Origin of the sequence: Bacillus sp. AFS088145 (assembly GCF_002564465.1) — a bacterium.
Lineage (GTDB): Bacteria > Bacillota > Bacilli > Bacillales > Bacillaceae_G > Gottfriedia.
On the sequence record NZ_NUUX01000009.1, the window covers coordinates 100,703 to 122,149 of the forward strand.

Here is a 21,447-nt window from a genome sequence, read left to right on the forward strand (position 1 = left end):
TAGGAGAGGTGGATAATGTATCGTATGTTTTTTTGCCAACTATGAAACTAGTCTATAATGTAATTAGGCTTATACCTAGACGTAAGTTTTAATAAATGAATTATTTTTCCTTAGGAAGTGAAATTGCTGTTTCAACTACATAACCATTTTGAAACTTCACTGCAATTGTTCCTAAATAAGTGTCAGTAGGCTGAAGTGTTTCAGTACAAGTAAAATAACGAATATGTACAACTTCCTTCGTATCTTTACTAATCTTTTGACAAGCAAGTAAATTACTTAGTCGTTTTAATGCAATCTCTCTTTTCACTCCAATAAGATCTTTTTTAATAAATGATTCATAATAATTTTTTAATGGGAACATTTTAACAGCTCCTGTTCATTCGAAAATAAAATTTCTTAAGTCGTATCATATCATAAAGTAAATCTGTTTTTGCTGTAGATATCTATAATTATTCTAGATTGTTAAGGGAAATATGTAACGAACAAAAAAATCCCACTATAGGTTACTATAGTGGGATTTCATTACTTATGCAGTTTGATTTGAATCCTTATCAATCTTATTTTTATTGTTTAGTTTAGAATTTTTATATCCGTAAGTTATATAAATTACTAAACCGATTACTAACCAAACTACGAAACCTTTCCAAGTAAATGATGAAAGTTGTAGCATTAAATATACACAGAATACAACAGCTAATACTGGTACTACAGGTACCCAAGGAGTTTTGAATCCGCGCTTTAAGTCTGGGCGAGTTTTTCTTAATACTAGAATACCAAGAGAAACAGCAGAGAAAGCGAATAGAGTACCGATATTTGTTAATTCAGCTAATTTGTTTAATGGAATTAAGCCAGCGAATAAAGCAACTAGTCCGCCAGTTACCCATGTACTAGTTACAGGAACTTGAGTTTTCTTGTTAACATTTGATAATTTTCCTGGTAATAAACCGTCTTTACTGATTGCATAGAATAGACGAGATTGTCCAAACATCATTACGATTAATACAGTTGTAATACCGATGATTGCGCCAAGTGAGATGAAACCAGCAGCCCAATCTTGATGAATAAATGCTAGTGCAAAAGCAACAGGGTCTTTAACACCTAATTGATCAAACGGAACGATACCAGTAAGAATTAATGAAACGACAATATATAAGATTGTACAAATCGTTAAAGCTGTGATAATACCGATTGGTAAGTTACGTTGAGGATTTTTAACTTCCTCAGCTGCAGTTGATACTGCATCAAATCCAAAGTAAGCAAATACTACTACTGCAGCACCAGCTGTTACACCATGGAATCCCATTGGCATAAATGGAGTCCAGTTATGCGGTTGAACGTACCAAACACCTACTACAATGAAAAGTGCTACTACTGCTAATTTTACAATTACCATGATCGTGTTAAGTTTTGCTGATTCTTTAACACCTCTAGTAAGAATGAACGTAACAATTAAAACAATGATTACTGCCGGTAAATCAATATAAGTATGTTTAGATGGATCAAATGCACTTGTTAAAGCTGTTGGAAGGTTTACTCCAAAACCATGTAATAAACTTTGGAAATAGCCAGACCATCCACTTGCTACTGCTGAAGATGCAAGTCCATACTCTAGTACCATATCCCAACCTAATATCCAAGCAATCACTTCACCAAAAGCAACATAACTATAAGTGTAAGCACTACCAGCCTCTGGAATCATAGATGCAAATTCAGAGTAACAAAGTGCAGCGAATGTACAAGCTAAGCCTGCGATTATAAATGAAAGAATAAGTGCTGGACCAGCGTAATCAGCTGCTGCTACACCAGTTAAAACGAATATACCTGTACCGATGATGGCACCGATACCTAACATTGTAAGATCAAACGCCCCTAGAACTTGCTTAAGTGAACTAGGCGAACTGCTTGTAACTGATTTTTTTCGAAATAAATTCATATGAGCCTCCTCTAATCCTATATTTAGTAGTTTTTTAATTTTCTATTTAGAAAGTTTATTATTTTCTAATTTTACCTTAAAAAATAGAAAATTCTGACAATTAGCTTCGAAGTAATGTAATATATTGTCGTTCTTAAGTGATTTTTATGATAACACACTTATAAAAATTTTCAAACAATTTTTCGACTTTTTTTTCAATTTTTTTTAAAGTTAGTAGTAAATTCGACTTATTACCCAATACCTAGTTGGTTGGTAAAAATAAACTAGTTAATCCTTATGCCATAAGTAATACTGCACTCAATAAACTTCATATTCCTAAAGATTTCAGTTAAAACCAGACTAAATAATTATATTATTAGGCTTTTTTTCTAAAAATGAAATAAACCTCTTTAATAGAGGTTTATTTTTGGGACTTTTTTATCATTTAATGTTCTTTTAAGTGACTTAATGATACTTCTTTATCATTTTGTGGTTGATCCAGAGGATAAATTCTAGCTGTACCCTCATTTTTATTAACATGCTGAATATAAACTGGTACTCCATCGCAAGTTACATTAATCATACCAGGTGCAGCTACGATTTCTAAAGCTCTTTCAGTATCCATCATAATACCTCCTTTAATAACTAACCTATTTTATTATTTACATAGCAAAGTTAGAGTATTCACGGAAAATAGGAGCTTTTTTAAAGGATTATGTAATATAGGACAGCGAGGAAAATTGTTGGAGCAATTGTTTTAAGTTTTGCCTGCATTACTTAACTCGTTTCTTTTCTTGTTGTATGATAGCAAAGAAAGCGAAAAATAAAATTGAACTACACATAAATAGTAAACATAGTAAACCAAATAATATTTGCATATTCGTACCTCCTTTTTATAATGAATACAGAATAAAGTATGGAACTAGTTTCAGAGCAAGAAAAAGTTTAGAAAAGGTGAGAAAATGTCTAATATTAAAGAAATTGCGAGGATTGCCGGCGTTTCGGTTACAACAGTCTCACGAGTTTTAAATGATGAACCATATGTTAGTGAGGAAAAAAGAAAAGCAGTCTTAAATGCAATTGAGTTAACGAATTATCAACGAAATCAAAATGCAGTCAATTTAAGCAAAGGAAAAACGAATCTAATTGGAGTGGTTATACCGTTCTCGCAACACCCTTACTTTGGATTGCTAATTGATGGAATCGCGAATGAGGCGATAAAAAGTAATTATAAGCTCGTACTATTTCAATCAAATTATGAGGAGAAGAGAGAAATTGAGGCTTTAAAGATGCTGCAGCATAAACAAATAGACTCACTTATTATTTGTTCTAGAATTTGTTCTAATGAAATGATCGAGAATTATAAGCAATATGGACAAATAGTATTATTTGAAGATACGAGAAATACAGGGATTTCCTCAACATTTATCGATCAATACAATTGTTTCATGATTGCATTAGAATATTTATATCAAAAAGGACATCGGAATATCGGTTATAGTATTGGTCGTAGAACAGGCAAGAATAGTAAACAAAGAGAATCTGCCTATATTGATTTTCATAAGAAATATAATGAATCACTAAATAAAGATTTTGTATTCGATAATTGTTACTATTTTGAAGATGGTGAAAGAATTGTCAAATCTTTGTTAAATTTAAAAGAGAGACCAACAGCATTGTTAGTAACAAGTGACCAAGTGGCAGCGGGGGTTCAAACTTGCTGTAATGATCATGGTATAGCTATTCCAAAAGATTTAGCGATAATTGGATTTGATAATCAACCAATTGCGAAAGTAATGAAGTTAACAACAGTTGAAATTCGATTACGAGAAATAGGGAAGAAACTGTTTATACAAGCGATTAATTCTGCAATTAATCAAGAGGAGATAGCGATTAAATTAATTGAGCGGCAGACGGTATAATAAAAAAGCTAGTCAGGAACTAGCTTTTTTTCATTGCTTTGAATGGTGAACTGCAAATAAAAAAGCACAATCTGCAAATAAATTTGGCAAATCTACAAATAAAAATGTGGTATCTGCAATAAAAAACAGCATAACTGCAAATAAAGTCTCAAAACATGATGATATAGAGTAAATGCATCAAAAAAATAACAAAAAAATGGACTAAAGAAACAACTAAACTAAACAAAATCCACTAAAATCATATAAATACACAAAAAATTTTCAAGGATGAGTCCGAACGCTTTATCAAAAAGCCTTAATCAATAAAGTTAAACTATGTGTCCGGACTTTTCCCAAAGCTTATAACTCTAAAGTAAAAACTAATTATAAACTAGCTTTTGATAGACTGATTCCATAAAGGTGTCTGTTCTCTAACAACTTCCATAAATTTTCTAGCAGCACGGGATTGCCATCTGTTTTTATGCCAAGACATAATCGTAGATACACTTCCTAAATTTGTATCCCAATGTATGACTTTTAGTTTTTGTTGTTGCATTTCATTTTGAACTGCAACGAGTGGGAGTATGGATATACCAAGTCCACACATAACACATTGTTTAATTGCCTCAACACTCCAAAATTCCATTCCAGTCTCAGTTGCGATTCCTTTACTTCTTAAAAATGCTTCAAAATAATCACGATAACTGCCTTGTTCTGTTAGAATTATATTTTCATTCGTATTTAGTGTAAACGATGAAAGTGTTCTAGTGTCAGAAGTTGGTGGTAGCAAAATGACAAGTGGTTCTTCAATTAGTGTTTCCGTATACAAATCCGAATCCGTTAATGGAGCCTGTAGGAAGAAGCCAATATCCAAATCACCTCGACGTAATTCATCTTGTAATTCCCAACATGAACCAGATTTCATCATAATATTTACTTTCGGATTTTGTGATCGAAAGGCTTGGATAATTTGTGGAAGACGATAGATCGTTAAAGATTCAGGTGCGCCAATTTTTAACGTGGATACCTCTTCATTTTCCATTTGGAATACATCTTTTGCTTTTGTATAGAGCTGAATCATTTCGATTGCGTGAACTAAAAAGTTCTCACCGACCTCAGTCAGATGAACCTTTTTACCTATACGGTCAAATAAAGGTACTCCTAATTCTTGCTCAAGTGCTTGTATATGTGCAGTAATTGTAGATTGTGCATATCCGAGATGGACCGCAGCTCTAGAGAACCCGCCCATATCCACAATTGACTTAAACGTAATTAAATGACGGATTTCCATAATAGCCTCCTAAGTATCGGATTTTCCGATGGTTTATATCATAACTATTCATTTTACCGATGTTGGGTCAATTCATATAATTAAAGTATACGAGATTACAATTTATTTCAATAACCATTGGAGGGATATTAATTGAGGAATCGAAAAATTGGTTTTCTTTTGCTCAGCGGGTTAATGATTGGACCTATTTTAGGTTCGGGAATTATCATTTTACCGCCTGCAGTGTATGAAACTGCTGGTAATTATGCTATTTTTGCTTGGATACTTATGCTTGGTTTAAGTTTAATTTTTGCACTAATGTTTGGTAAGCTAAGTTTGTTGATTCCAGGAGATTCTGGAGTACCATTGGCAGTTGAACGTGCATTTGGTACACAAATAAAAAACCTTTCAGCTATTTTCTTTTTACTTGCAGTTTGTTTTGGACCAATTGCAGTTACAGGTACGGCAGGGCATTACCTACAACTACTGACAAATCAAAGTTTCTTCAATGAAAAGTGGCTAGCTTTAGGAATCCTATGTTTTGTTTATATCATTTTAACTAGAAGTATTGCCGATGTTGGAAAATTTGCCTTTTTTATGTCAAGTTTCATTGTCGTGACGCTTATAGTTGGCAGTATTCATACATTATTTACAGTTGATGGGAGCTTTACTTTATCGAATCCAATAACTGTTTCTGATTTTGGAGAAAGTTTACTTTTATTATTTTGGGCTTTAATCGGGTGGGAGGTCATTGGTAGCTACTCTTTAGAAGTAAAAAATCCAGAACGAACAATTCCTAGAGCAGTAGTCTTAAGTTTCTCGATTATAGCAATAGTAAGTTTAACAGTTGCATTTGCTTTCCAGTGGATTCATTCTCAAAATGGAAATATGATGGATCAATCATTAGCACCCTTACTTCAGAGTTTATTTGGAAGTTGGTCAACTCCTATTATTTCATCTATTACAATTGCTCTTTGTATTAGTACGGTTCTTCTAGTAATAGGAGCAGTATCACGGCTAATCGCCGATCAAGCCAAAAACGGTTTTTTACCTTCATGGCTCTCTTTTAAAAATAAAAATAATGTGTCAACTCGATCACTATTTAGTTTGTTTTGCATTCACATAATTGTATTTATTCTTTATTTTAATGATTTCCTAAGCATTCAAACGCTTGTAGCAATTGCAAATGCATTCTTCTTATGCAACGCTTTACTAGGAGTATTGGCATGTTTGCGATTATTTGATTCCATATTTTTTAAAATCGGTTCATTTATTCTAGCAATTTGCTTTTTAGGAATACTCTTATTTTCTTCACCGGTCATTCTAATATTGATCATACTCGTTTCAGTGTACTTTATTTTGCTACAAAAAAGAGATTCAAAACAACATGAAAAAATTCTACAAGTTGGAAATGAATAATGGAAACTTCTACTAAAAGAAGTTTCTTTTTTTTGAAACTAGATTTTTATAATAATTCCTCGTAATGAATATTTATTATTATTTTCAAAAGGATATTTACTAAAATTTAACACCTTATTTCAGTCTGATATTTGATAAAGCTATCTATTTCTATTTATATATTGCCTTTTTTTTGTGCGTATGAAGGACCTTTTGTTTATTTTTGAATTAAATATTGTTTTGTAGTTATCTGGTTTATCTATTTCTATTTCTAATATAAAGGAAGACGCATTAATAACTGAAAATGTTAGTATTCTAGGAGCACTGTTAAGAGGAGTGTATTAACTCTTTAGTGTAAAAAAACAATATAAGATAAAATGAAAAAATCTGATTTTATACAATTCAAAAAACGAAGTCAATAGTATTATTAATTAATCTAAATTAATGTAATTCTGGATTTTGTAAGCCTTAATGTCTATATTAATTGCAGGGACTAATATTTTCTGTAATTAAATTGATATTAATATTTATACAACTTTATATTAGTTGCAAAATTAATATATATAGCATGAGGATTAAATTTATAAGAATAAAAATAATAAATTTTTTAACTAAATAGATTGTGAAATTTTTCCATATTTTATAAGGGTTTTTTTAAAGTTTTGTTTTCTATCAGTTCGTTTGAAAAGAAAATAGAATCTTAAAGTCTTTACAATCAAATAATTGCTAGTTATAATGAAACCAAATTTGATAATTAGTGTCCTTCGGGGTCGGGTGAAATTCCCAACCGGCGGTGTTGTATATTTTTATACTAAGCCCGTGAGCTTCATATAGATTTTTTATATGTTGCTGATCTAGTTAGAATCTAGAGCCGACAGTATAGTCTGGATGGGAGAAGGATGGAGTGCATATACGGTATGGCTATTTGTTTTTTCAAATATACTATCCGTATAGGCTTAGTTCGTTGTACATATTTTATTTGTACAACAATAGACGTGCTACAATATTGTCTTTTATTAGTTCATATTGTACTAGCGTTTATTTAAGTATGCTTCCTTTCTTAAACATCTATTGCCCCTTGGAGTTTTCTAAGGGGCTTTTCACTTTTTCAAATTAATTTGAATTAGAAGGTGTGATAAGGTGGATCAACTATTTATGAAATTAGAGATGGATCTTATAAAGTCATTTAAAGGGCTTGAGTGTATTGTGCTTTTTCGAAATGAGGTGAAAAAACTTGTTTACTGGAATCGTTGAGGAAATAGGAACGGTAAAAAATATCGTTAAAAAAGGTAAAACTTTATTGCTAACAATTGACGCATCAATCATTTTAGAGGATGTTCATTTAGGAGATAGTATCTCTGTAAATGGGGTTTGTTTAACCGTTACGGATTTTACTAAAAATGAATTTTCTGTTGATGTCATGCCTGAAACATTTCAAGCATCCAATCTAAGTACGTTGGTTTCAAGCCAAAAAGTAAATTTAGAGAGAGCAATGGTTGCAAATGGACGTTTTGGTGGTCATATTGTGTCGGGGCATATTGATGGCACAGGTAAAATTGTATCTGTAAAAGCAATGGAAAACGCTATAATGTATAAAATTAATATTCCAAGTCAGTTTGCTAAATATTGCCTTCAAAAGGGCAGTATAACGATTGATGGTACAAGTTTAACAATATTTGAAGTTGAAACTGATATTGTAACAATCTCTTTAATTCCTCATACCCGATCACATACGATCTTAGGCAGTAAAAAAGTTGGAGACGTTGTTAATATTGAGTTTGATTTATTAGGTAAGTATGTTGAAAAAATGCTTGGTATGAATGAGACGAAAAAGAGTTCCGCAATAACAACTTCATTTTTATCTCAAAATGGCTATATATAAAGGAGTAAGATCATGTTCTCTAAAATAGAAGAAGCAATTGAAGACTTAAAAAATGGAAAAATTATTATTGTTTGTGATGATGAAGATCGAGAGAATGAAGGAGATTTTGTTGTTATCGGAGAATTTGCAACTCCTGAAAATATCAATTTTATGGCCACTCATGGTCGCGGATTAATTTGTGCGCCAGTTTCTGAAGAAATAGCCAAAAAATTAGATTTATATGAAATGGTAGAAAAAAATACAGATTCTCATGGTACTGCCTTTACTGTAAGTATTGATCATATCGATTCTACTACTGGTATCTCAGCATATGAACGTTCCCATACTGTTTTACAAATGTTAAATGATGAATCAACTGGAGCAGATTTTAGAAGACCTGGACATATGTTTCCTCTAGTCGCTAAAAACGGAGGAGTGATTGAGAGACCAGGTCACACTGAAGCTGCAGTAGATTTAGCTCGAATGGCTGGATCGAAAGAAGTTGGTGTCATTTGTGAGATTATGAATGACGATGGAACGATGGCAAGAGTTCCGGATTTAATTCAAATCGCAAATAAATTTAATTTAAAAATGATTACAATTAAAGATTTAATTCATTATAGACAAGAAACTGAACAACTTGTAAAAAGAGAAGTTGAAATTAAATTACCAACAGATTTTGGTGATTTTAAGATGATTGGTTATACAAATCAGATTGATGGTAAAGAGCATATTGCGATTGTAAAAGGTAATGTTGACGTTGGTGAACCAGTACTTGTACGTATTCATTCGGAATGTTTAACAGGTGATGTATTTGGCTCATGTCGTTGTGATTGTGGGCCTCAGTTGCAATCAACATTATCGATGATTGAAGAAGCAGGCAAAGGCGTAATTGTTTATATGCGACAAGAAGGCAGAGGGATTGGCTTACTTAATAAGTTAAGAGCATATAAGTTACAGGAAGAAGGCTTTGATACTGTTGAAGCAAATTTAAACTTAGGATTTGATTCAGATTTAAGAGATTATGCGATAAGTGCTCAAATTATTAAAGATTTAGGTATTGTGAGTATAGATTTAGTAACTAATAATCCAGTTAAAATAGATGCGCTAAAATCTCACGGAATACAGATAAATAATCGAGTGCCAATTCAAACTGAAATGAAAATAGAAAACGAAAAATATTTAAATACTAAAATTGAAAAAATGGGACATTTATTACACTATTAAAAAATGGGAGAGATTAAGATGAAATTTGAAGGAAATTTAGTAGGATCTGGACTTAAGGTTGCAGTAATCGTAGGACGTTTTAATGAATTTATTACTTCAAAACTACTTGGTGGTGCAGAAGATGCTCTATATCGTCATGGAGTAGAAGAATCAGACGTTGATGTTATTTGGGTACCTGGAGCATTTGAAATTCCATTAGTTGCAAAAAAACTAGCAGATTCAAAAAAATACGATGCTATCATTACGTTAGGAACAGTTATTCGTGGGGCAACTACTCATTACGATTACGTATGTAACGAAGTAGCAAAAGGTGTTGCTGCAATTACTCTACAAACTGGTATCCCTGTTATTTTTGGTGTATTAACGACAGAAAATATTGAACAAGCGATTGAAAGAGCGGGCACGAAAGCTGGTAATAAAGGCTGGGATTCTGGAATTTCGGCAATTGAGATGGCTAATTTATTAAGAACTTTAAACTAAGTGTATATATAATAGAAGAAACTGATTAAGGAGAGGTGAATTTTACCTCTCTTTTTTTATTAAATTTCCAATAATCCCTTAGAAATTACATGTTAAAATAAGATTAATAATTTGATAATTCAAAAAGAAGGGATGATTCACTCAAGTGGCTATTTTTCAGTTAAAATCAAATAACCCTGATTTTTCCTATATAATTGCAAAGAACCCAAGCTCCGGGATGAGTATTAAGACAATTAGGAAGGGAAACGCGTTTGCGTGGTATTCTACAGAAGATACATACAATGTTTATTTTAAAGATGCTGATAATGAAATTTCGTATAAAGAACAAGCAGAGGAAATGTTTGAATACTTAAATACAACAAGATATTGTTCAACCCTATTCCCTTTAAATGCAATCAACACATTCTTTTCTTCAGCATTCAAAAAGTTACATGAAAAAGATCAGAATGAATATGAAAATAGCGTATTAATTAATGCTATTCATGTGAAAAACGTTAGTTACTTAAACTTCTTTCAGAGGCATTTAAATGAATTTGATCTAACCTTTGAAGAGATAGCTAGTAAAACCTATCAACTACGTATTCATACAACAAATACCATTCATGAGCTAATTCACTATACGACAGTGCTATGCGTTTTCTTGAGCATCGTTTCAGATGAGTATATCGATTTTACAGACGATGTCATACGAAAATATATTACTAGTATGCAAGTCATTGATGCACCTTACTATATACGTTATTTATTTAATAGAAATGTGTTAAATAGTCGTAAGAAATTTCTTGCATTTAAAAATGAACTTCAGAAAACAAATCATTATGAAATTGATTTTAAATTTGGAAATACTGCAAGACAGCGCCAGGAGTGGATTTCAGAACAGTTAAAATTTGAGCGTTCTATTCTTGATATTGGTTGTGGTGAAGGAGCGTATGCAATTCCTTATAGTCAAAAAATCAGTGAGTATGATTATTTCGCAATTGATATTGATGCCGAAATAAGAGAGCGATTGAAATATAAAATAAATAACAAAGTGATTGAAAATATTGCAATCTATGAGTCTTTATCTCACTTTCTAGAGTTTTACGACAACGATTTGAATGTTGATGTATTGCTAACTGAAGTTGTTGAACATATGAGTGTTAAGGATGCTACAAAATTAGTAAAGAGCGTACTATCTTATGTTAATTTTGAGAATTTCATCATAACGACACCAAATGCAGAGTTTAATCATCTATACCAATTAGATGGATTTAGGCATGATGATCATAAATGGGAAATGACAAAAGAAGAGTTTATTTTATGGATTGATTCAATCTTAAGTAACACGACATATACGTATACATTCTCGGATGTAGGAGATCGTGTAGACGGAATATCACTTTCTCAGTCAGTTGTTATAACGAAGCAAAAAGTAAAGGAGCATCAGGAATGAAAATCTCAACAAATGTTCATACGATTTTTCTTTTAGTAGGCTCTAGTGAATGTGGAAAATCGACTTTTGCAAAAAATATTTTAATTCCATCTCTATCTTATAGAGACGATTCGAGAAATTATAAAACGAATATACAGTATATATCATCTGATGATATTAGACGAGAAATATTAGGGGAAGATTTTGATAAACATAGTACGATTATGCTTGAGGCGAGTGAACAGGCATTTGAATTACTATTTACTAAATTAAAAATGGTTACAACGTTCCCAATTAATGCAGAATTTGTAATTGTCGATACAACTGGACTATCAGAATCATTCCGTGATCAAGTTGTAGAGATCGCAAATGAAAATTCATATAATGTTGATTTAGTATTATTTGACTATAAAAATATTCGTGAGTACTATTCTTCAGACCGATCAAAGAAATTAATAGATAATCATGTAAGACGTCTTCGAACAGAAGTAATTCCAAATATAAAAAGAAATAATTATCGAAATATACATCGTATTCGTGGGAAGAATTTTCTTAATCCGACTAATTTTGAGATTAAAGTGGATAATATGGAGGAGTATATTTCTCGTAAGTTACCTACTAAATACAAATATACAATTGTAGGGGATGTTCATGAACAAGTTCTCACATTTCAGAAGCTATTATCAAAAGCTGGTTTCACGGTGCAAAATAATCAAATAATAGAATCAGAGAAAAGTAGTAATCACCGCATACTATTGGTAGGAGATTGGATTGATAAAGGGAGCAAAGTTAAAGAGATAATCGAGTTTATTTATTCAAACCGGACATGGTTTTATTTTATAAAAGGTAATCATGAAAATTTTGTTAGTAAGTATTTATTAGGTCAATTAAAGGATTCTTCGATTGATCAGAGTTTAGTAGAAACATACTTTACATCTATTAAAACGCTGGAAAAAGATGAAAAGCTTCAAGGTAAGTTTTTAGAGCTGGTTAATGAAAGTAAGGAGTTTTATCACTATATAGGTGAAGACTTTCCTTCATATTATATTACTCATGCTCCATGTAAAAAGAAATATATTGGAAAGATGGATAATCATTCATCACGCCATCAACGCTCATTCCGAATTGATCGTAATCAACCGATTCAGGAGCAATTACAATTTTTAGCCGAGGAAGCCGTTTCAAATCATCCTTATCATGTATTTGGCCATGTTGCGAGTAAGAAATTAATTCGTATTAAGAATAAATTTGGAATTGATACTGGTGCTGCTAGTGGGAATCAACTGACTAGTATTAGAATTTATACAAATAACCCATATTTGTATAGTGTTGCTTCAGTTGATGAAGATGTCGTGAATAAAGAAGAATTACCAGAATTATTTAAAGGAAGAGAAAAAAGTATCAATCTAAATGAATTGGATCAAAGAGATAAACGACGTCTCAATTATGTATTAAAAAATTCAATTAATTATATTTCTGGTACGATGAGTCCGGCTGATAAGGATACAAATGCGAATGATTTAGAATCTTTAAAGCAAGGACTACAATACTTTAAAGATAAAAAGGTTCAAGAAGTTGTACTCCAACCGAAGTATATGGGTTCAAGATGCAATATCTATTTATCTAAAACAATTGAGGATTGCTATGCAGTTAGTCGGAATGGGTATCGTGTAAAAAATGTTGATCTTTCGGACGTGTATTCTAAGCTATTAGAACGATTTAGTAGTTTTATGGAAAAAGAAAATATTAAAACTTTAATTCTAGATGGAGAGTTACTACCTTGGAGTGTATTAGGAACAGGATTAATAGAGGGGAAATTTAATGTCTTATTAAAATCATTGAGATCTGAATTAAGCATATTAAAAGAGACTGGATTTGATGAGCATTTTAACAAACTAATCTCTAGGTATGAGCAAACGGATTTTCATGATGAAGTAAATCATACTACGAAACAAATATTAACGAATAAATATGGCCAAAATGATTACTCAACATTTAGTGCAGTAAGAGAAACGTTTAAGTCGTATGTACCGATTAAAAAGCATGAAGAGTTATTAGATATTTATGATGAGCAACTGAGAATATATGGAGCGGAATCAGAAATAGAGTATAAGCCATTTAATCTCTTAAAAATGATTTATGAAAATGGTGAGGAAAAATTACCTTTATTAAGTACTGCTGAAATTTTCTCACTCGTATCAGATGACGATTATTTAGTTCTTTCATTGGACGATGAACATTACTTTGAAAAAGCTAATCGTTATTATGAAACGCTAACGACAACTAGAAAAATGGAAGGGGTAGTCATAAAACCTAACCATAAATCTTTTAATAGTGCTCCATTCTTGAAGGTTAGAAACGCTGATTATTTAACGCTTGTTTATGGATATGATTATAAATTAGAACATAAATATCAGAAGTTAATTAAACAAAAGCGGATTAATAAGAAGATAAATGCTTCAATTAAAGATTATATTTTAGGACATAAGATGTTAGAATACCCACTATCTTCAATCTCAAATGATAATGAACAATATAAACAATTAATTGCAAATAAATTATTCGAAGAACAGCAGGCAAAAGAAATCGATCCTAGATTGTAAAATGAAACACCTTTTATGAATAAACATAAAAGGTGTTTTTTCATTAAAAAAGCAATCTGAATATTTGTTTAATCTTCTAAATTTGTGGTAGTGTAAAATTTAGTAAAAGTTAATTTGGAGGTAGAAATTAAATGTTATTTTTACTAATTCTAGTGTTGCTAGTTATCATTATAATAATGTTTTTAAATACATATCCTCATTTTGGGAAGAAATATTCAAAGGATAAAATGGAGTCATTTTATGCTTTAGATCATTATAAAAATGGTAAGTTTATAAACCAAATCCCTACGAGTATGAGTATGGATTTTAAAACAAATATTTCTATGATTAGAGACTTTGTTAAGAAAAATCCGAATCGTGTTCCTAGAGCTGGAATTCCAATGGAGAGAATTGATGTTTCCAGGTTTCATTCAGAAAGTAAAGATTCGAAAATTACTTGGTTTGGACATTCAGCTCTATTAATTGAAATTGAAGGCAAAAACATTTTAGTTGATCCAATGTTTGGGAACGCACCAACCCCGTTTCCGCAATTTGGTGGTAAAAGATATAGTGGAGGTTTACCAATTGAGATCAATGAATTACCAAAAATAGATGCTGTCATTTTATCGCATGATCATTATGACCATTTAGATTACGGTACAATAAAAAAAATCAAACAAAAAGTTGATCGATTTATTGTTCCTCTTGGTGTAGGGAGTCACTTGGTAAGCTGGGGAGTACCGAAAGAGAGTATTTCTGAACATAACTGGTGGGATGAATTTAAATTTGATCAATTAACATTAGCTTGTACTCCAGCAAGACATTTTTCAGGGAGAAACTTAACTGATCGCAACAGTACATTATGGTGTTCGTGGGTCATCATTAGTGAGAAAACGAAAATTTACTTTAGTGGAGATAGTGGTTATGCACCTCATTTTAAGGAAATAGGGGAAAAATATGGACCGTTTGATCTAGCGTTAATGGAATGTGGTCAATACGATAAACGATGGTCTGCAATCCATATGCTACCAGAAGAAACAGTTCAGGCTTTTATTGATGTAAAAGGTAAAGTTCTTGTTCCAATTCATTTTGGCGCTTTTACATTAGCATTTCATGACTGGAATGACCCAATTGAACGTGTTGTGAAGGCTGCTATAGAAAATGGGGTAAAGTATTCAACACCTAAAATTGGTGAATTAATTAATATAAGTACAGGTGATTATCCTAATTCAATGTGGTGGAAATAGTTTATTTATTTTAAAAACAGCAGGATTGTACCTTTTATTATTGAATAATTAAAAAATCAATTTTTTAGGGAAGTGATATTAGTGGAAGCATTAAAAGAAAGTGCACAAAACGTACAAGATTTAATTTTGGAGTTAGGTTATTCAAATAATGTGATTGAATTACCAAATAGCGCAAGAACTGCTAAGGAAGCAGCAGATGCATTAAATTGTGAAGTGGCTCAAATAGCAAAGTCTATTATTTTTAAAATAGAAAGCTCAAATAGCGCTGTACTAGTAGTAGCAAGTGGAATAAACCGTGTAAATGAGGAGAAAATCGAGAAAATACTAAATGATAAACTAGGTAAAGCAGATGCTGATTTCGTACGTGAACAAACTGGATTCGTCATTGGAGGAGTATCACCAATCGGTCATAAAAACCAAATAATGACGTTTATTGATGAGGATCTATTACAGTATAAAGAAGTATGGGCTGCTGCGGGTCATCCAAAAGCAATTTTTCAGTTAACTCCTAATGAATTGATTGAAATGACAAAAGGTAAAGTAATAAAAATTAAATAATGGAACATAAATCATTTCGGCACATTCAAGTGTAATAAATCAGTTTTTGATTTACTATACTTAAATGTGTCTATTTGTATTGGAAATTTTTACCTTGAAATCCATAAGAAATACGTCAGTATAAATTAAAGGGAAAGTGAGATGAATAAGTAAATGTTCAAATTTATTTGTACGACTTGTGGCGTTCAGTATAACAAGTCTATTGATCCTCCTGAGTACTGCATAATTTGTTCTGAAGAAAGACAATACATCAATCCAAATGGTCAAAGTTGGACAACATTACAATCATTGAAAGAACAGAACTATCAAAATATGATTCGCTTTGAAGAAGAAAATCTATATAGTATTGTAACGAGCCCTAAGTTTGGGATTGGTCAAACTGCATATCTCATTAAGGATGAAGGGTTTAATGTTTTATGGGATTGTGTCACTTATCTAGATGAGAAGACGATTGAAGAAATTATGAGGTTAGGAGGAATCAATGCGATTGCTCTATCACATCCACACTATTACTCTAGTCAAATTGAATGGGCTGAAAGATTTGATGTACCTGTATATATACATAAAGATGATCAAGAGTGGGTTACGAGAAAAAGTGATAAAATTATATTTTGGTCTGGCGAATCGTTAGAGCTTAACAAAGGAATTCAAATTCACCGATTGGGCGGGCACTTTAAAGGTGGGGCAGTATTAGAATGGAAAGCTGGAAATGAGCAAAAAGGAATACTGTTAACAGGAGATATTATTCAAGTAGTTGCAGATCAAAATTGGGTAAGTTTTATGTATAGTTATCCTAATTTAATTCCATTACCAGCAAAAAAAGTAAAAGAAATATCATTAGCCGTAGAGAAGTTAACATTTGATCGAATTTATAATGCATTTCATGGAATTGTAAAAGAAAATGCAAAGCTTGTTGTCTATAATTCTGCTAAAAGATATATTGAAGCATTGGATGGTATATTATTTGATACTTAAAAGACAGTTAATCTAAGAAAAAAGGACCAACTCTGTTTGGTTCTTTTTTTGTTTTAGAAACTTTCTTTGGGACATTCCATCGTTTAAATTAGCTTGTAAATAAAGATATATAAATATCTTTATTTATATTTTAATTTTTAATTAGTTTATTGAATTATAAAACGAATCCCTAAAATAGTTAAAAATCACGTTAATTTCATTGAGAAAAATGTAGAATTTCGTCGTATTTTTTTGCGAGTGGAATAAATGCTGATAAATCAAGGACTGTAATAACCCATTTGATTAAAAACAGAATATTCACGATAATTTAAGTAAGATAAATGAACGAAAATTAATCATTTTAAATGATTAATTACAGTGAAATTTGTCATTATAAGATAATTTTTGTAATTAATTGTATTAGCTATTTTGTTGAAAACGAACTGGAGGAAGAAAGATGGGGGAAATTAGAGAGAAGGGTAAAGTTCTTAAAGGTTTTACAGTATTAGCTTTAACATCTAGTTTTATTTTAGGTTCTCTTGGACAAGTATCAAATGTATCAAATGCAGCAAGTCCAAGTAAAGCAGAAGAAATTCTTGCTAACTTAACTGCACAGCAAAGAGCGGCTCTTAAAGAGCTTTCAACGAATGAAGAATCAGGGCTTCAAATTTCTTCTGATATTAATTTGGACTCTACAGAGCAAACAAGTGTCATTGTTGAATTTGTAAATCAACCTGTTAAAGTAGCACAAATTGAAGCGGGTGTAGAAGGTAAAACTTTAACAAAATCAGATGCTGAAGCGCTAATTGATCAAGTCCATGATACTTTTACAAAAGATGTTGCTCAAGTATTGAAAAATGAAAATGAAAAAAGTAAAAAAGTAGATTATAAAATTAATCGTTCTTATAAACATGCATTTAAGGGTGTTTCTATGACATTACCAGCAAACCAAATTAAGAATCTACTAACATCCAAAGCAGTTAAAAAAGTTTGGAGTAACGAAACGTTTTCAATTGATCCACCAATAGAAAATGATCAACTAAAAGCAGATGAAGCAAATGTTGCAAACTATACGCCATATGATGCTTTAGATCGTTTACATAAAGAAGGATTTACAGGTAAAGGTATTAAAGTTGGAATTTTAGATACAGGAATGGATTATAATCACCCAGACTTGAAGGATGCTTATAAGGGTGGATATGATTTCGTTGATAACGATAATGATCCAATGGAAACAACTTACGCCGATTGGAAAAAGTCTGGTAAACCTGAAGTTAGTAATTCAGAAGCATATTACACTGAACATGGTACTCATGTCGCAGGTATTATTGGTGGTCGTGGCAAAGCAAACAGTGAGTATAAAACGTTAGGAGCAGCACCAGAGTCTGATCTATATGCTTACCGTGTACTTGGACCATATGGAAGTGGAACAGCGGATGACATTCTTGCAGGAATCGATCGTGCAGTTCAAGACGGTATGGACGTCATTAATATGTCACTTGGAGCAATAATTAATGATCCAACGTATGTTACTTCAATCGCAGTTAACAATGCAGTTTTAAGTGGTGTGACAACAGTAGTTGCAGCGGGGAATACTGGTAATCAAATGTATACGCTTGGTTCACCTGGAGCTGCGGCTTTAGCATTAACAGTAGGTGCATCATCAATTGCTTTAGATGTTTACCAATACGCAGGAGTGAATAATGGTAAGAACTATTCAGTAAGACAATTAGCACAAAATTATTCAGATAATTTGACATCTTTAAAAGGAAAAACATATCAGTTAGTTGATGTAGGTATAGGAAATCCTGCTGATTTTACTGGTAAAGATGTAAATGGAAAAATTGCATTCATTAAACGTGGAACGATTGCACTAAATGATAAAATCAAAAATGCAAAAGCAAAAGGTGCAATTGGCGTGTTAATGTATAACGATGAAGCAAATAAAGCAGAAGGTGCAATCCAATCATATCTTGGTGAATCAATGGATGCAGTTCCAGCATTCTCTGTTTCTAATGAAGATGGTTTAGCTATTTCTGCAGCAATCAAAGCTGGTGCATCAGATTTTACATTTGGAGACTTTAGTAAAGTACAAACTGCATCAGATGAATTAGCAACATTTAGTTCTAGAGGTCCATCTCGCAGGAACTATGATATTAAACCAGAAGTAACGGCTCCAGGTGTAGCCATTCTTTCAACTGTACCATTCTATGAAAATAATATGACAGCTGATGGATTAAAACCTGAAGATTATAATTATGCTTATGCACGTTTATCCGGAACTTCAATGGCAACACCTTATGTAGCGGGGGTTTCAGCATTATTACTTCAATCAAATAAAGATTTAAAACCAGAGGATATTAAATCAATCTTAATGAACACTGCTGATCCATTGTCAAAAGCGTATAGCGTTTTTGAAGTAGGTAGTGGACGAGTAGATGCATATGAAGCAATTCATTCTAATGTAGAATTAGAAGTGGTGGATAAAACTTCTGCTACTATTGATGGAAAAGAAAAATCAATGAAAGAATTAACTGGTAGCATTAGTTTCGGATCTTATGGATTCGATGATCAAGATGTTATAGATTCTCGTAAGATTACATTAAAAAATCGTAGTGAAAATGTAAAAACATTTAATGTAGATGTAAATTTCCAAACTGGATTAAGAGGATCTAAAGATGCAGCTAAAAATAATGTAACATTAACGGGTCCGACTTCTGTAAAGGTAGATGGAAATAGCCAAGAAAATATTAAGTTTAACTTAAACATTCCAAAAACTGCAGAAAAAGGAACATACGAAGGGTATATTACTTTTACAAATACAACTGATTCAACAGAAACATATCAAATACCATTTGGTGGACGTTTTGTTGATGAAGGAATTGATACTTTTAAGATCAACAATCCAATGTTTGGCAATAATATAGACTGGCCTGAAAATGCGTATCCTTATATAAGTTTTAGTTACTCATTAAAATCATATATGAAAACATTAGATGTAGTGTTACAAGATGCAGAAACTGGTGAGGAGTTAGGTTTAGTAGGTTCATTTGTACCAATCACATTGAACGAAAATCAAAATTATACGAATTCAAGAGGATTTAATTCGATCTACTATCCATTTACTGGAGATGCGAAAAATCCGATCAGTGGCGAACCGAATAATGCAACAGCGGGTAAATATCGATTAAAAATGATTGGAACAAATGAAGAAGGTAAGGTATTCACTAAAACAGCTGATTTCTTTTTTGACGCTGGCACACCAACTATGACAACTAGTTTTGATAATTTAGATCAAAAAGTTATTGAATATAAAGATAGTCAATTCGATTCAAACGGCCAATTTTTATATGACTTTAACATTAATTTAAATGATCCTGAAACTGCCGAAGCAAATGGCTTAGGTATTCCGGTTGATCAATCAAGCAATGCAGTTGTATCGTTTTACGATAGTCCATTCCCAGCAAAGCCAAAGTATACAGATAAAAATGGAAACTATACGGATAAGATTAAAGTTAAAAAGCGTTCTACTCCATTGCAAGTTTCATTTTATGGATTTGATGCAGCACGAAACTTTACTGGAAATGCGTCGAATGATTTAAGAATCATATTTGTCGATGAAAATTTTCCATACTATTATTTAAAACCAAATAAACAAACCGTTACAACAGGTGATACTGTAAATTACAGTGTTCGTTCAAATAACGTGAAAAACTTAAAAACAACAAAAATCAATTTAAAAGTTGATCCAAATCTTGCAACTATTCAAAATGTCGATGTAAGTGATGAAGTAAAACAATTTGGGGATGCTCAAGTTTCTGTGTCATCAGTACCTACTGCAACGGGTACACTTCTTTATACATTTACATTTACTTATAATGGAACGAAAGGTTTGACAGAAGATTTAAAATTATTTAATTTCGACATAAAAACAGCTGAGAAATGGACTAAAGGTGTGCCATTTGATTGGTATACAATGACGTCATCAACGATTGATCAATCAAATGTAGAAACAAGTAACGTGTATACTTATATGGAAACTTATAAAATCAAGGAAGCTCAATCAAGGGTAGATGGAGCCATATTATCTGAAGGATCAATTGATCCGACTACAGGTCAAATGAATTATGCAATTGATCAAAGTAAAATTGGTGCAAAAGTAACAGTTACTTCTTATGATGGAAAAACGACTGTAGAAGCACCAATTTCTAACAAAAATGGTCAATACATTGCTGAAGGCATAAAAGCTGATAATAAACCTTATACTGTGAAAGTCGATATACCTGGTCATTTTACAATGTATCGAAAAATGAATTTAGCAGATAACGTACGTGGTGAATTAATAGGGAAGAGAATGAATTGGAATTTAACTAGGGCAGCAGCTGGTGATGTGAATAAAGATAACGTTATCGACATTTTAGATGCAACAGCTGTCCAAACATATTGGGGTACAAATAAAAATACTACCGATTTTAACTTTGATAAAGTAGTAGATGCAAAGGATATTGCTTATATTGTGAAGAACTTTGGATTACAAAATTCTACAGTTGATAATGCGCCAAAACCAAAAACAACCTATAAAGGAAAGACTTTAGAAAGTATTTTAAAGGATTTAGGATTAAATCAGTAATAAGAAAAGGGAAACC

General features: G+C 31.9%; 15 protein-coding genes and 1 riboswitch. Of the genes, 11 read left to right on the plus strand and 4 right to left on the minus strand.

Annotated features, from left to right (window positions below; translation table 11 throughout):
- Positions 1-100: 100 nt before the first annotated feature.
- From COI44_RS06575 to COI44_RS06585, 3 genes are all read right to left on the minus strand, one after another.
- A complete protein-coding gene (locus COI44_RS06575) occupies positions 101-361 on the minus strand; it encodes a hypothetical protein (protein WP_056467548.1) in 261 nt (86 codons plus the stop codon).
- A gap of 165 nt (positions 362-526) precedes the next feature.
- Positions 527-1,933, minus strand: a complete 1,407-nt coding sequence (gene bcaP, locus COI44_RS06580; protein WP_098427202.1) for a branched-chain amino acid transporter BcaP — start codon at positions 1,931-1,933, stop codon at positions 527-529.
- A gap of 424 nt (positions 1,934-2,357) precedes the next feature.
- Positions 2,358-2,537: an H-type small acid-soluble spore protein gene (locus COI44_RS06585; RefSeq protein ID WP_056471502.1), complete on the minus strand. Its 180-nt coding sequence runs from the start codon at positions 2,535-2,537 to the stop codon at positions 2,358-2,360.
- A 337-nt stretch (positions 2,538-2,874) separates the two neighbouring features.
- Between COI44_RS06585 and COI44_RS06590 the strand changes: the two genes are divergently transcribed.
- On the plus strand, positions 2,875-3,834 hold the full coding sequence (locus COI44_RS06590; protein ID WP_098427203.1) for a LacI family DNA-binding transcriptional regulator: 960 nt from the start codon (positions 2,875-2,877) through the stop codon (positions 3,832-3,834).
- A 370-nt stretch (positions 3,835-4,204) separates the two neighbouring features.
- Here COI44_RS06590 and COI44_RS06595 read toward each other — a convergent pair whose 3' ends face one another.
- On the minus strand, positions 4,205-5,104 hold the full coding sequence (locus COI44_RS06595) for a LysR family transcriptional regulator (protein WP_098427204.1): 900 nt from the start codon (positions 5,102-5,104) through the stop codon (positions 4,205-4,207).
- 132 nt (positions 5,105-5,236) lie between these two features.
- Between COI44_RS06595 and COI44_RS06600 the strand changes: the two genes are divergently transcribed.
- From COI44_RS06600 to COI44_RS06645, 10 genes are all read left to right on the plus strand, one after another.
- A complete protein-coding gene (locus COI44_RS06600; RefSeq protein WP_098427205.1) occupies positions 5,237-6,502 on the plus strand; it encodes an APC family permease in 1,266 nt (421 codons plus the stop codon).
- 735 nt (positions 6,503-7,237) lie between these two features.
- A riboswitch (FMN riboswitch) is annotated at positions 7,238-7,385 on the plus strand.
- Between the two features lie 330 nt (positions 7,386-7,715).
- Complete coding sequence (gene ribE / locus COI44_RS06605) at positions 7,716-8,363, plus strand: riboflavin synthase (RefSeq protein WP_098427206.1); 648 nt, start codon at positions 7,716-7,718, stop codon at positions 8,361-8,363.
- 12 nt (positions 8,364-8,375) lie between these two features.
- Complete coding sequence (locus COI44_RS06610; RefSeq protein ID WP_098427207.1) at positions 8,376-9,569, plus strand: bifunctional 3,4-dihydroxy-2-butanone-4-phosphate synthase/GTP cyclohydrolase II; 1,194 nt, start codon at positions 8,376-8,378, stop codon at positions 9,567-9,569.
- 18 nt (positions 9,570-9,587) lie between these two features.
- On the plus strand, positions 9,588-10,049 hold the full coding sequence (ribH, locus tag COI44_RS06615) for a 6,7-dimethyl-8-ribityllumazine synthase (RefSeq protein ID WP_097976649.1): 462 nt from the start codon (positions 9,588-9,590) through the stop codon (positions 10,047-10,049).
- Between the two features lie 145 nt (positions 10,050-10,194).
- A complete protein-coding gene (locus COI44_RS06620) occupies positions 10,195-11,481 on the plus strand; it encodes a class I SAM-dependent methyltransferase (protein WP_098427208.1) in 1,287 nt (428 codons plus the stop codon).
- Positions 11,478-14,063, plus strand: a complete 2,586-nt coding sequence (locus COI44_RS06625; protein ID WP_098427209.1) for a metallophosphoesterase — start codon at positions 11,478-11,480, stop codon at positions 14,061-14,063. Before COI44_RS06620 ends, COI44_RS06625 begins: the two co-directional genes overlap by 4 nt.
- 227 nt (positions 14,064-14,290) lie before the next feature.
- Positions 14,291-15,289, plus strand: coding sequence for an MBL fold metallo-hydrolase (locus COI44_RS06630; protein ID WP_483295469.1), 999 nt, complete (start codon positions 14,291-14,293; stop codon positions 15,287-15,289).
- An 81-nt stretch (positions 15,290-15,370) separates the two neighbouring features.
- Positions 15,371-15,847 (plus strand): YbaK/EbsC family protein, encoded by a 477-nt coding sequence (locus COI44_RS06635; protein ID WP_098427211.1) that lies wholly within the window; start codon positions 15,371-15,373, stop codon positions 15,845-15,847.
- A 153-nt stretch (positions 15,848-16,000) separates the two neighbouring features.
- Positions 16,001-16,822 carry an MBL fold metallo-hydrolase gene (locus COI44_RS06640; RefSeq protein ID WP_098427212.1) on the plus strand — a complete coding sequence of 274 codons (822 nt, stop codon included), beginning with the start codon at positions 16,001-16,003 and terminating at the stop codon, positions 16,820-16,822.
- Between the two features lie 436 nt (positions 16,823-17,258).
- On the plus strand, positions 17,259-21,431 hold the full coding sequence (locus COI44_RS06645) for a S8 family serine peptidase (protein ID WP_098427213.1): 4,173 nt from the start codon (positions 17,259-17,261) through the stop codon (positions 21,429-21,431).
- The last annotated feature ends 16 nt before the right edge of the window (positions 21,432-21,447 follow it).